Annotated in this window: 13 protein-coding genes and 1 pseudogene; 9 read left to right on the forward strand and 5 right to left on the reverse strand. The window is 67.7% G+C overall.

Features of this window, described 5'->3' with window-relative positions; genetic code table 11:
• Window positions 1–1,992, forward strand: a 1,992-nt coding sequence (locus tag VE172_RS04120) for a polynucleotide kinase-phosphatase (protein ID WP_324797577.1), incomplete at its 5' end; no start/stop codon positions are given.
• Between the two features lie 426 nt (window positions 1,993–2,418).
• On the opposite strand, the gene VE172_RS04125 is transcribed toward VE172_RS04120, so the two are convergent.
• Both VE172_RS04125 and VE172_RS04130 read right to left on the reverse strand, forming a co-directional pair.
• The gene (locus tag VE172_RS04125) at window positions 2,419–3,468 is read right to left on the reverse strand and encodes a hypothetical protein (RefSeq protein ID WP_324797580.1); all 1,050 of its coding nucleotides are present in this window, start codon (window positions 3,466–3,468) and stop codon (window positions 2,419–2,421) included.
• Between the two features lie 144 nt (window positions 3,469–3,612).
• Entirely contained in the window at window positions 3,613–4,800 is a 1,188-nt protein-coding gene (locus tag VE172_RS04130) for a hypothetical protein (RefSeq protein ID WP_324797583.1), read from the reverse strand.
• Between the two features lie 265 nt (window positions 4,801–5,065).
• Here VE172_RS04130 and rplM point away from each other — a divergent pair, with 265 nt between their 5' ends.
• The 6 genes from rplM (at window position 5,066) to VE172_RS25650 (ending at window position 9,071) form a co-directional block, all read left to right on the forward strand.
• Window positions 5,066–5,509, forward strand: coding sequence for a 50S ribosomal protein L13 (gene rplM / locus VE172_RS04135; protein WP_324797585.1), 444 nt, complete (start codon window positions 5,066–5,068; stop codon window positions 5,507–5,509).
• Between the two features lie 31 nt (window positions 5,510–5,540).
• A complete protein-coding gene (gene rpsI, locus VE172_RS04140; RefSeq protein ID WP_324797588.1) occupies window positions 5,541–5,993 on the forward strand; it encodes a 30S ribosomal protein S9 in 453 nt (150 codons plus the stop codon).
• 72 nt (window positions 5,994–6,065) lie between these two features.
• Window positions 6,066–7,385 (forward strand): phosphoglucosamine mutase, encoded by a 1,320-nt coding sequence (gene glmM / locus VE172_RS04145; protein WP_324797589.1) that lies wholly within the window; start codon window positions 6,066–6,068, stop codon window positions 7,383–7,385.
• A 69-nt stretch (window positions 7,386–7,454) separates the two neighbouring features.
• Entirely contained in the window at window positions 7,455–8,171 is a 717-nt protein-coding gene (locus VE172_RS04150; RefSeq protein WP_324797591.1) for a hypothetical protein, read from the forward strand.
• A 199-nt stretch (window positions 8,172–8,370) separates the two neighbouring features.
• Window positions 8,371–8,523 (forward strand): hypothetical protein, encoded by a 153-nt coding sequence (locus VE172_RS04155; protein WP_324797593.1) that lies wholly within the window; start codon window positions 8,371–8,373, stop codon window positions 8,521–8,523.
• 155 nt (window positions 8,524–8,678) lie between these two features.
• Entirely contained in the window at window positions 8,679–9,071 is a 393-nt protein-coding gene (locus VE172_RS25650; protein WP_414715062.1) for a DUF4383 domain-containing protein, read from the forward strand.
• Window positions 9,072–9,089: 18 nt separating this feature from the next.
• Here VE172_RS25650 and VE172_RS25355 read toward each other — a convergent pair.
• From VE172_RS25355 to VE172_RS04170, 3 genes and pseudogenes are all read right to left on the reverse strand, one after another.
• Window positions 9,090–9,671: pseudogene (locus VE172_RS25355) on the reverse strand (TetR family transcriptional regulator); the annotation flags it as partial.
• 35 nt (window positions 9,672–9,706) lie between these two features.
• Window positions 9,707–10,702 carry an acyl-CoA desaturase gene (locus VE172_RS04165; RefSeq protein WP_324797598.1) on the reverse strand — a complete coding sequence of 332 codons (996 nt, stop codon included), beginning with the start codon at window positions 10,700–10,702 and terminating at the stop codon, window positions 9,707–9,709.
• A 102-nt stretch (window positions 10,703–10,804) separates the two neighbouring features.
• Window positions 10,805–11,185 carry a winged helix-turn-helix transcriptional regulator gene (locus tag VE172_RS04170; RefSeq protein ID WP_324797601.1) on the reverse strand — a complete coding sequence of 127 codons (381 nt, stop codon included), beginning with the start codon at window positions 11,183–11,185 and terminating at the stop codon, window positions 10,805–10,807.
• Between the two features lie 69 nt (window positions 11,186–11,254).
• On the opposite strand from VE172_RS04170, the gene VE172_RS04175 reads away from it, so the two are divergent.
• Both VE172_RS04175 and nuoK read left to right on the forward strand, forming a co-directional pair.
• On the forward strand, window positions 11,255–11,965 hold the full coding sequence (locus VE172_RS04175; protein ID WP_324797604.1) for an NIPSNAP family protein: 711 nt from the start codon (window positions 11,255–11,257) through the stop codon (window positions 11,963–11,965).
• Window positions 11,966–12,091: 126 nt separating this feature from the next.
• A complete protein-coding gene (gene nuoK / locus VE172_RS04180; RefSeq protein ID WP_324797607.1) occupies window positions 12,092–12,433 on the forward strand; it encodes an NADH-quinone oxidoreductase subunit NuoK in 342 nt (113 codons plus the stop codon).
• The last annotated feature ends 74 nt before the right edge of the window (window positions 12,434–12,507 follow it).

Genomic DNA, 12,507 nt, shown 5'->3' on the forward strand with positions numbered 1-12,507 from the left:
ATCATCGGCGACATCCACGGCTGCCGCTCCGAACTGGAGACGCTGTTGTCCACACTGGGGTATCGGCTGCGGCGTGACGCGGACGGAAACGCCGTCGGTGCTTCGCATCCCGACGGGCGCACGGCGGTCTTCGTCGGCGACTTGGTGGATCGCGGACCCGATACCCCTGGGGTACTGCGGTTGGTCATGGGGATGGTCGAGGCGAATGACGCCCTGTGCGTGGCGGGCAACCACGAGGTGAAGCTGGTGCGTGCCCTCAACGGCAAGAAGGTCAAGGTGGCGCACGGGCTCAGCGAATCGCTTGAGCAGCTGGGGAAGCAGCCCGAGGAATTCGTCCAGAAGGCGCGCGCGTTCATGGACGGGCTCATCAGCCACTATCGACTCGACGGCGGCGATCTCGTTGTGGCCCATGCGGGTCTGCGTGAGGACTACCAAGGCCGCGCCTCGGGGAAGGTGCGCTCGTTCGCGCTGTACGGCGACACCACGGGTGAGACCGACGAATACGGGCTGCCCGTGCGCTACCCGTGGGCGCGGGAGTACCGCGGCAAGGCCATGGTCGTGTATGGACACACCCCGACGCCGAGCGCCGAGTGGGTCAACAACACCATCTGCCTCGACACGGGCTGCGTCTTCGGCGGGCAGTTGACCGCCCTGCGGTACCCCGAAAGGGAGATCGTAGCCGTGGACGCCGAAAACACGTGGTACGAACCCGTCCGTCCGCTCGCGGCCGCCGCGCCCACCCGCGAGCCCGCCGCCCTCGACTACGCCGACGTCGGCGGCACCCGCATCATCGAGACCAGCCTGCACGGCCGCGTCAAGATCCGCGAGGAGAACTCCGCGGCGGCGCTGGAGATCGCCAGCCGCTTCGCCGTCGACCCCAGGTGGCTGGTATATCTGCCGCCCACCATGTCCCCGTCCGACACCTCCACCCTGGACGGAATGTTGGAGCACCCGAGCGAGGCGTTCGCGTACTTCCAGCAGGGCGGTGTCGCGCGCGTGGTGTGCCAGGAGAAGCACATGGGCTCGCGCGCCGTGGCCGTCGTGTGCCGCGACAACGCCGCCGCCGCACGGCATTTCGGCGTCGACGACGGCGCGGGCGCCATCTACACCCGCACGGGGCGTTCCTTCTTCAACTCCGCCGCGCTCACGGAGACGCTGCTCGATCGCGTCCGCGCCGCCGCCGAGAAGTCGGGGCTGTGGGACACCCTGGCCAGCGACTGGCTGGTGCTGGACTGCGAGCTGCTTCCCTGGTCCGCCAAGGCGAAGCAGCTGATCCGCGACCAGTACGCCGCCGTGGGTGCCGCCGCGCGGGCGGGTCTGTCGGCCACCGACCAGGTGCTGCGCGCCGCCGCCGACCGCGGGCTCGACGTCGCGGACCTGTTGAGCCGCAACACGACACGCGCCCACAACGCCGCCGCCTTCCGCGACGCCTACGCCCGCTACTGCTGGGACGTCGAAGGACTGGACGGCGTCGAACTCGCCCCCTTCCAGCTCCTCGCCGCCCACGGCCACAACCTGGCGCGCCGCCCCCACGACTGGCACCTGGAGGCCATCGACGCCCTGATCGACGCCGACGCCACGGGCACCCTGCGCGCCACCGCCCGCCGCTACGTCGACCCGTCCGACGCCGCCTCGGTCGATGACGCCGTCGCCTGGTGGACGGCGCTGACCGACGCGGGCGGCGAGGGCATGGTGGTCAAGCCCGCCGAGACGGTGGTGCGGGGCCGTTCGGGCCTCGTCCAGCCCGGGGTCAAGGTGCGCGGACGCGAATACCTCCGCATCATCTACGGCCCCGACTACACCGAACCCGACAACCTCGCCCGCCTGCGCCAACGCTTCCTGGGCCGCAAGCGGTCCCTGGCGCTGCGCGAGTTCGCGCTCGGCATGGAGGCCCTGGACCGCCTCGCGGCGGGCGCTCCACTGTGGCGCGTGCACGAGGCCGTGTTCGGGGTGCTGGCGTTGGAGTCGGAGCCGGTGGACCCGAGGCTCTAGGAGCAGGTTCACATCGCGGTGTGGTTGCCGTAGCTGGTTCCGATGACGACGGACCCGTCGCGCGGCCAGGCGATCGGGTCCCTGCCGATGTCGGCGATGATCGCGTCGTCCTCGGTGATTCCGAGGAACTTTGAGATTTGATCGGCCGATCCCTTCAGGGGCCGCGGCGTCGTCGCCGATCACCTCTCCCGAGTTGTTGGCATTCATCGATTCGATGAGCCGACGTGGGGTCTCGGGACCGTTCTTGGTCGTCGAGTAGGTGCCGTTGTGCCACAAGATGAATCTGCTGTTGTCGTTCGGGGGCGTTCCGACGATGTAGTCGTCATTGGGGCTGATTCCCAGGACTTCCAAGAGGACGCGCCACGGCTCCTGGCGGTAGGACTTCCCATCGCACGTGTTACTTCTATACGGCCTTTCCCTGGTGTGTCAGGGACACGACCACCTCACGTTTTCCTCGCGCCAGGTGAACCCGATGACGACCGAACCGTCCTGAGCGATTCCGAGAAGCTTGTTCGCGAAGTCCTCCTCTTCGGACTCAGCGTCTGGATATGGGGATCGCATGCCTGGCAGCTTGGTGGTCTTGCCATCGGCAACGGAGAACCTTCCGTCGTCGGCGTAGCCGAACACCCTGCCGTGGTCGTCGATGCGGCCGCTGATTGATTCCATGGCGGTGATCGTGACGCCCGTGACCTTGTTCGCCCGACCGCTGTGGAGGTTGACCCGAACCACGCCCTTGGGTTGGTCGTTCACCATCGCATTCATGTCCGCATAGCCCGCTTCGGTGGATGCCAGAACCCAATCCCCGTTGACGGAGACGGGATTCGACGACAACACGCCTTTGTGGTGATTGTTGAGCAGTGGCTTTCCGTGGCCGTCGCCGTCCCAGACCCATGCCGACGAGTAGTCGCTGCCCTTACCCTGTTCAGCGCCCACAACGGTGCCGTCCGCCGAGATGTCTCGGACTTGGCCGTTGCCATCCTGGGGAACCCGCAGTGGCGTTGGTTTCGTCGCGCCAGGCGCCCATCGCACGGGTCGCGTTTCTCCCTCGAATGCCGCCGCGACGCGTTCACCGATCTCGCCGGCGACGGTGCCGTCGTTGGCGATGGCCACTGCGGTGGTGACGGGGAGATCCTTGGTGCCCTTCAAAACCTGAAACTTTCGGCCCTGGTATCTCCAGGATGTGACGCCACCACCCGCGACCACGCCCGAATCATTGACGTCGAGGTTGCCGTAGATCGTGTGCCCGCTTGAGGGAGCACCCTTGACCCGCGACAACTTGCCGTCGTGCCACAGCCCGAAGGCGTTGTCGGAGCCATCATCGAGCCGTCCGACAAGGTATTCGCCGTTCGGGCTGACCGCTTGGATGTACATGTCCGCCTTGAGCTCATCGAACTTGTAGGAGCCCACGGGGCAGGCGTCATCTCGCGCGGGCGCGATCGCCCACATGGTGACCGACACCGTGATCACCACAACCACGGCGGCTCCCACCACCCACCAGCGGTTCCTAGATCTCTTCTGGCCCTGAGACATCGTTGGCCTCTCCTGGGACGGCAACTGCGTTATCCAGGTTGTCCGAGCCGCGTTGGCATGAGGTTGGGAACGCGTTGGGTCAACGACGGCCTATTGCCGCACCCACATCTTCAGGCCGCCGTCCCAGGACGCTCCGAGCGCGATGGAACCGTCGGCCGACACGTCCACGAAGACATTGCTCGGGTTGTCCTCCTCCAGGCCCTGGTCCTGGGGTTTGGTCGAGCCGGGAAGCACCTCGACCTTCGACGGATCGGCGACGGCGAAGTTGTTGGCGTCGTCCAGCGCGTATGCCCTGCCGCAACTGTCGATGAGGGCCGCGCCCTGCGTCTCGCTGCCGAACTCGTGGATGCCGTCCACCTTCTCGATCTTGCCCGTGTCGAGGTTGAGCCGCAGCTTCTGCTCGTCCATGTCGTAATCACTCACATAGGACCTGTCGGAGCTGGTGGTCAACAGGGCCCAGTCGCCGCTGACCGCAAGCGGGTACGCGTACTCGTGGTAGTCCGTGAACTGCTTCGGGTTTCCGCTGGCGTCCCACGCCCACACCTTGGGGGTGCCGTCCGAATTCGTTTCGTATGCCACGCCCACCGCGGTGCCGCTGACCGAGACGCCCGCGATCTCGACGTTGGGGTCCTCGGGTCCGCGCAAGCGTGTGGGTTTGGTCTCGCCCGGTGCCCAGCGCGCTGGCGCCGTGCCCTCGGGTTTGGACACATCGACCTCGCCCGTGACGCTGCCGTCATTGGCGATGAAGGCCGTCCCCTCGTCCAGGTTCTTCAGGCTCTGAAACCTGCCGTCGGCGTACCTCCAGGCGGGCGAGCCCGAGCCCGCGACCTCGCCCGAGTCGTTGACGTCCAAATCGTCGAGGACGCCCTCCTCGGACTGGGGGTATCCCTCGATGATCGAGAGCTTTCCGTTGTGCCACAAGCCGAAACTTTTGGCGGGCTTGTCGACCTCGCCGACGATGTACTTGCCGTTCGGACTGATGGCCACGGGGTCGAAGCCCTTCGGAACCGTCGCCGCGTGAAACGATCCCGTCGCGCAGTCCACGGGTTGTGAGTCGTTGTGGAACGGGCGATGCGTGGCCTCCGAGGCGGTGCCGGACTGGTCCGAGCCGACGTCGGACGGCTTCGAGGTGGGCCCGAACGTCACGGCAAGATGGCCCGTCCCGAACAGCACCCCCGCCGACACCGCGACAACGAGCACCAGGGCCGCGCCCGTGACCCACCAGCCGCGGCGTGAGGTGGCGGGGACGCCCTCGGGATCGTTGCCTTCGGTTCGCATGCGTGTCCTCCTGAGTGTGACGGGGTTCTCAAGGTTGGACGCGGCACGTCGGCCCGCGGTTGCGATCGTATGGCGTCACACCACCTGCCTTGGGCCGTCGCGGTCTCACCGGGTAGACTCACCTGCTGTTGTGCGAGCCGTGGGGCTTTTGTGTGCCCCGCGAGCTGACCACCGAATGGCGGCGTCCCCGGACGGCGGCATTCGGGCGACATCACGCGACTTGCGTGGTGTTCGTTCCCAGACCGACAACGAACAAGGATGACCCGTGGGTACTTATAGCCCCAAGCCGGGCGATATCGAGCGCCAGTGGCACATCGTGGATGCCGACGACAAGGTGCTCGGCCGCCTGGCCAGCCAGATCGCGCAGGTTCTGCGCGGCAAGCACAAGCCGATCTTCGCGCCCAACACCGACACCGGTGACTTCGTCATCGTCGTCAACGCCGAGAAGATCGTGCTGACCGGTAACAAGCGGGAGAAGAAGATCGCTTACCGGCACTCCGGTTACCCGGGTGGTCTGAAGAAGACCCCGTACTCGGAACTGCTCGACAAGAAGCCCGAACGCGCCATCATGTTGGCCGTGAAGGGCATGCTGCCGCACAACAAGCTCGGCCGCAAGATGCTGACCAAGCTGAAGGTGTACGCGGGTCCCCAGCACCCGCACGCCGCTCAGCAGCCACAGCCGTTCGAGATCACCCAGATCGCGCAGTAGGCGCGGCAGCGACAAGGAAGCTTGAGAAGACATGACCGAAGAAGTCACGCCAGTCGCCGTTGTTGCGGCGCCGCCGGTCGCGCCGGCGATTCCCGTCGACCGCCCGGTGCAGACCGTGGGACGGCGGAAGCGCGCCGTGGTGCGCGCCCGGCTGCTGCCCGGCACCGGGAAGTTCCTGCTGAACGGGCTGCCGCTCGACCGGTACTTCCCCAGCAAGGTGCACCAGCAGATCGTCGCCGAGCCGCTGGTGACCACCGAGCGCACCGAGACCTATGACGTGGTCGCCAACCTGCGCGGTGGCGGCGTCACCGGCCAGGCCGGTGCGCTGCGCCTGGCCATCGCCCGCGGGCTGATCGAGCTGGAGCCGGAATCGCGCGGCGCCCTGAAGCGCGCCGGGTTCCTCTCCCGCGACGACCGCGAGAAGGAAAGCAAGAAGTACGGCCTCAAGAAGGCCCGCAAGGCACCGCAGTACTCCAAGCGTTAACAGCAACGGTCGGGGCCAGGGAGTCACACTTCTCTGGCCCCGATTTTCGTATTGCCCGACCGGAGGAGAACCGTGGGACGACTGTTCGGCACCGACGGCGTGCGTGGCCTGGCGAACACCGCCGTGACACCGGAGTTGGCGCTGGCCATCGGGGCCGCCTCCGTTCCGATTCTCGCCGGCGGGTCGGGGCGCCCCACCGTGGTCGTGGGCCGCGATCCGCGCGCCTCGGGGGAGATGCTGGAGGCCGCCATCAGCGCCGGGCTCACCAGCGCGGGCGCGGACGTGCTGCGGGTCGGCGTGCTGCCGACGCCCGCGGTGGCGTTCCTGATCGGCGACACCGGCGCCGACTTCGGCGTCATGCTGTCGGCGAGCCACAATCCCATGCCCGACAACGGGATCAAGCTGTTCGCCGCCGGGGGGCGCAAGCTGTCCGACGTCGTCGAAGACCGGATCGCCGCCGCCCTGGACTCGGAGCGCCCGCGCCCGGTGGGCGCCGAGATCGGGCGGGTCCGGGACCTGGACGACGGGGCGCAGCGCTACATCCGCCACCTGCTGTCCACCGTGGCCGCGCCCCTGGACGGGCTGCACGTCGTGGTGGACTGCGCCAACGGGGCCGCCGCCGCGGTCGCCCCCGAGGCGTACCGCCGGGCCGGCGCCACCGTCACCGCGATCAACGCCGCCCCCGACGGGCTCAACATCAACCGCGACTGCGGATCCACCCACGTGGACGTGGTCGCCCGCGCGGTGGTGGAGCACGGCGCCGACCTGGGCGTCGCCCACGACGGCGACGCCGACCGGTGCCTCGCGGTGGACGCCGACGGCACCTCCGTGGACGGCGACCAGATCATGGCGATGCTCGCGATCGCGATGAAGGAGGCCGGGAGCCTGGCCAACAACACCCTGGTCGCCACCGTGATGAGCAATCTCGGTCTGCACCAGGCGATGCGCGCCAGCGGCGTCGAGCTGGTGACCACCGCCGTGGGGGACCGCTACGTCCTGGAGGAACTCAACAACGGCGGCCACAGCCTCGGCGGCGAGCAGAGTGGACACATCGTGTTGCCCGCGCACGCCACCACCGGGGACGGGCTGCTCACCGCGCTGCAACTGTTGTCGCGCGTGGCATCCACCAAGCGGCCGCTGTCCGAACTGGCCGGTGTGATGCGCCACGCCCCCCAGGTCCTCGTCAACGTCCCCGTCGCCGACAAGTCGATAGTCGACAGTGAGTCGGTGCGCGTCAGGGTCGCCGAGCACGCCGCGTCGCTCGGCGACGCGGGCCGAGTCCTGTTGCGCCCCTCGGGAACCGAGCCCCTGGTGCGGGTCATGGTCGAGGCCGACACCGCCGAGCGGGCCCGCCAGGTCGCCGACGACCTGGCCAAGATCGTCGCCACGTGACTCCCCGGTCCGTGCCGTTCGGCGGCGCGGACCGCGTTGCGATCGAAACAGGTGGATATGGTCGGTTTCATGTCGATGAATGTGGCGGCCGAGCAGCGGCCCGACTCGGACGTGTTGATGCCGGGGATCATTTGCGCGGTCTTCACGGTGCTGATCGTCGGGTGCGTCTTTCTGGTCATCTGGGCGGTGAAACGCCGTCGACAGCAGGTGTCCGACTACGCGAACTGGGCCGCACAAAGCGGCTACCAGTACATCCAAGGCGACAGGTCCCTGGCCGACCTGTCGTTCCGCAAGCCGTTTCGGGTCGGCAGCGCCCGCTACGGCAAGGACGTCTTCCGCGGCGTGTATCGCGGGCGGCACATCGTCTTCGGTGAATACCACTACGCGACGCCGGGCGCCGAGGGCCGCACCAACCACCACCTGATCCAGGTGGTGGCGGTGGCGCTGCCCTCGCCGCGCCCGTATCTGGACATCACCCGCGAGGACGCGGGGACCAAGTTCAAGGCGATGTTCGGCGCCCGCGACCTCCAGGTCAACCACGCCGAGTTCGACGACCGCTTCCACGTCGACACCGACCATGTCGGCTTCGCCCACGACATCCTGACGCCCGGCAACATCCAGTGGCTGCTGTCGGACTACCGCGCCAACATGTACCAGTTCCGTTTCGAGGGCCAGTGGCTCATGACGCTGCGCCCGGGCCGCCTCGATCTCAACGAGGTGCACTTCTACGCCGACTTCCTGCACGACCTGATCGGGATCGTCCCCGAGCGGGTCTGGCAGGGCTGAGCGGCGCGACACTTGATGTTTCGGGCCTCAGCAGCATTCGCGTCGGCCAAGCAGTACGGGGATTCCCAAGACCGCGGACAAGCCGAAGATCGAGGTGTGGTCCGCGCGGCCGCGGGCTACCGCTGCGGTTGAGTGATGGGCGGGTCGCCCCACGGGGCGGCCCGTGTCCGTTATCGATACCTTTGCACCTATGTTTGCCATGGGAAACGACATCGCCAGGTATCACCCGTACCTGCATTCGCATCACCACTACGGCGGCTACGGCTGGGTCACCGCGATCATCGTCATCGTGGCCCTGCTGGGCGCCCTGGGTTACCGCTGGTACTCGCGCAATCGCGACAAGTTCCGCTGACCGTCCAGCTCACTGATCGGTGATCCGGTGCACTGTTCTACCGGACGTAAGAGACAATCATCGACGTGGATCATCTACCAATCAACCATCACTTGCGCAACTTCTGGCGAGTCTTGGCCTTCCTCGCCGGCGCGTACATCCTCGTGTTCGGCATCGTGGGTTTCATCCAGTCCAAGGGACTGGAGACGTTCGCGCAGCCCCGCGACACCAAGCTGCCCGTGGTGCTGGGCCTGCACGCCAACCCGGGCTTCTCGATTCTGTCCATCGTGGTGGGCGCGATCGTCGTGCTGGCCTGCGTCATCGGTCGTAACGTCGACCGCTGGGTCAACCTGATCGCGGGCGCGGTGTTCATCCTGGCCGGGATGATCGGGCTGGTGCTGATGCGCACCGACCTGAACTTCTTCGGCGACACCATGGCCACCGTCATCGTGTCGTTCGTCCTCGGCCTGATCATGTTCACCGCCGGGCTTTACGGCCGCGTCGGCAGCGTCGAGCAGGAGGCCGCCGAGGCGCACCGCCGCGAGGGCGGCCAGCCCGTCGACGCCTAACTTCTCCGGTCGGTGGCCGAGCTGCGGCTGAGGCTCCAGATGGGACAGTCCGTTCCACGCGAGGTTCACCAGATGCGCGGCCACCGCCTCCTTCTTGGGCTTGCGCGCCTCGAGCCACCAGCGGCCGGCCAGGCCCACCATGCCCACCAGGGCCTGGGAATACAGCTCGGCGAGCTTGGTGTCGAAGCCCCGCGACTTGAATTCGCGCCCCAGGATCGCCTCGGTCTGGTGGGCGACGTCGTTGAGGACGCTGGAGAAGTTCCCCGACCCCGACATCACGGGCGAGTCCCGTACCAGCACGCGGAACCCGTCGGTGTCGTCCTCGATGTAGTCCAGCAGCGCCAGGGCGGCCTGCTCCAGCAGTTCGCGGGGGTGGCCGCCCGTCAGCGCCTTGGTGACCCTGTCCAGCAGGGACCTGACCTCGCGGTCGACGACGACCGCGTACAGGCCCTCCTTGCCCCCGAAGTGCTCGTACACCACGGGTTTGGACACCTTCGCCCGCGCCGCGATCTCCTCGATGCTGGTGGCGTCGAACCCACGATCGGCAAAGGCGCGGCGCGCGACCAGAATCAACTGTTCGCGGCGCTGCGCCGATGACATCCGGACCCGGCGTCCGGGGTTTTCCTTGCTTTCGGTCACCCGCGTAGTCTGGCGGGCCGCCCCGAGAGCTTCTTCTCCAGCCTCTGCCGTTGCGGCCAGCGGACGTCGTAGACCCAGCCGAACTTCTCGAAGATCCAGATCACCCGTGCGGACATGTCGATCTGGCCGCGCATCACTCCGTGCCGAGCGCACGTCGGGTCGGCGTGATGCAGGTTGTGCCACGACTCGCCCATGGAGAGAATCGCCAGCGGCCAGAAGTTGGACGCCTTGTCGCCGTCGCGGGTGTCGAAGGGGCGCTCGCCGTAGACGTGGCAGATCGAGTTGATGGACCAGGTGGTGTGGTGCAGCAGCGCGATGCGGATCAGGCCGCCCCAGACGAACGCGGTGACCGCGCCCTGCCAGGACCAGGTGACCAGGCCGCCGACGGCGGCCGGGGACAGCAGCGAGATCGCGAACAGCAGCGGGAACATCGCGTCGACACGGCGCAGGTCCTTGTCGGCCACCAGGTCGGGAGCGAAACGCTCCTGATTGGACATCTCACGGTGGAACATCCAGCCCAGGTGGGCGTGGAACAGTCCCTTGCTCAGCGCCCAGAATCCGGTGCCGTAACGCCACGGAGAGTGCGGGTCGCCCTCGCGGTCGGAGTAGGCGTGGTGCCTGCGGTGGTCGGCCACCCACTGGATGACCGAGCCCTCCACCGACAGCGATCCCGCCACCGCGAGGGTGACGCGCATCCACCGCTTGGCCTTGAAGCTGCCGTGGGTGAGGTAGCGGTGGAAGCCGACGGTGACGCCGAAGCCCGACACGAAGTACAGCACGATGGCGATGGCGACGTCGATCCACGACAGCCCCCAGCCCCAGGTGAGAGGCACGGCGGCGATCAGGGCGACGAACGGGGCGACGACGACGAACCACAGTCCTACCAGGACGCCGACGCTCTGCTTCCCGGTGGTCAGCGGCTTGGGTGTCGAGCCGGATTCGGTCGAGACGTTGGTTTCGGAGGTGGGTCCGGTATCAATGGGTGTAGTCATCGTTCCTCGCAAACGGCGGCGGAGGTGCTGGTCAGTACGGAAATGACTCTCCTTACGCCACCGTAACCTACGCAACCGTAGGAAAGGGTAGGGAAATCCCCCCTATTCGGCGGTAACCCTGGCCCGCTCCACCTCGTTGATGTGTTCCTCGGTCCAGCGCCGCAGGGCGTCCAGCGGCTCGGCGAGGCTGCGGCCCAGCGGGGTGAGGGCGTAATCGACGCGCGGCGGGATCGTGGGGTGCATGGTGCGGTGGACGAAGCCGTCGGCCTGGAGCGTGCGCAGGGTCTGGGTGAGCATCTTCTGCGAGATGCCGTCGATGCGTTTGCGCAGGTCCGTGTAGCGCAGCGTGCCGTGGTCGAGCAGGGCGTCGATGATGAGGACGGTCCACTTGCCCGCGATGTGGTCCAGCGCCCGCCGGGCGGGGCATTCGGCGGCGAAGACGTTGGCGGGCAGGCCCGAGGATTCCACGATGACGCGACTCACCCTCGGGAGTGTAACGCACCAAAAAGTGCCTACTTCCCAAGGGAGAGTGACTCTCCTATGGTGTGTTTTATGGATGAAGAGAAGCGAACCCCGCGCTGGCCCGTTGTCGAGCTGCGGCAGTACCTCCTGAAACCGCACGCGCGGGACACCCTGATCGACCTGTTCGAGCGCGAGTTCGTCGAGACCCAGGAGGACTGCGGCATCCGCATCCTCGGGACCTTCCGCGACCTCGACGACCCCGACCGCTTCGTGTGGCTGCGGGCCTTCACCGACATGGAGGCGCGACGCGAGGCGCTGACGGCGTTCTATGTGGACGGCGAGGCCTGGCGCGTCCACGCCCCCGCCGCCCGCGAGACCATGGTGGACACCGACAACGCGCGGCTGCTGCGTCCGCTCGGCGCCGAGGCGGAATTCGCGCTGCCCGCCGGGCGCCCCGCCGTGGGCGCCACCGAGCCGTCCGCGTCGAGGTACACCGCGACGATCTGCCACCTCAAGGAGGACGTCGCGTTCGGGGAGGTGTTCGGCGACCACGTCCGCCCCGCGCTCGCCAACCTCGGCATCGACCCGATCGCCTGGTTCGAAACCGAACCCGCTCCCAACACCTTCGAGCGGCTGCCCGTGCGCACGGGGGAGCGGCTGTTCGTCTGGTTCGACGTCCACACGCAACAGTCGCCGCCCCCGGCCAACTGGATGCGCGCCCTTCGCCCCGAACTGGGCAAGTGGGTGGAGGCGGTGGAGACCCTGAGACTGGCGCCCACCGCCCGCTCCCTGCTGCGCTGATCCACGGCGCGGCGGCGCCGGCCGACGGCGGGCCGACGCCCCGCGCCACCCGTAACCCCATTGACGCGGACGACACGGCAATATAGAGCCCATGTTCTCCACTGGTCGAGCGGCGGTGAAGCGCTCGTGCATCCAGTGATCCCGTATGTCCTGGCGGCTTTGCTGTTCGGCGTCGGCGTCTACGGCGTCCTGGTGCGCCGCAACGCCGTGCTGATGCTGGCGGCGGTGGAGCTGATGCTCGGCGCGGTCAACCTGGTGTTGGTGACCGCGGACGTCGCGCCGCTGCGCGGCCCTGCCTCGGGCCACACCGGACAGTCGTTCGCGCTGTTCATCATCGTGATCGCCGCCGCCGAGATCGGGGTCGGCCTGGCCCTGGTGCTGCGGCTGTTTCGGGTTCGCGACAGCATCGACACCGACGGCGTCGACGCCGACGACGCGCCCGCCACCTCCGATCGCGAGGTGGCGTGATGCTCGGTCTGGTCTGGGCCCTGCCGCTGGTCCCCGCGGCCTGCGGGCTGGCCGGGCTGCTGGTGCCGCTGGCG

It is taken from the genome of Stackebrandtia sp. (assembly GCF_035643755.1).
In the GTDB taxonomy this organism is placed as follows: Bacteria; Actinomycetota; Actinomycetes; order Mycobacteriales; family Micromonosporaceae; genus Stackebrandtia.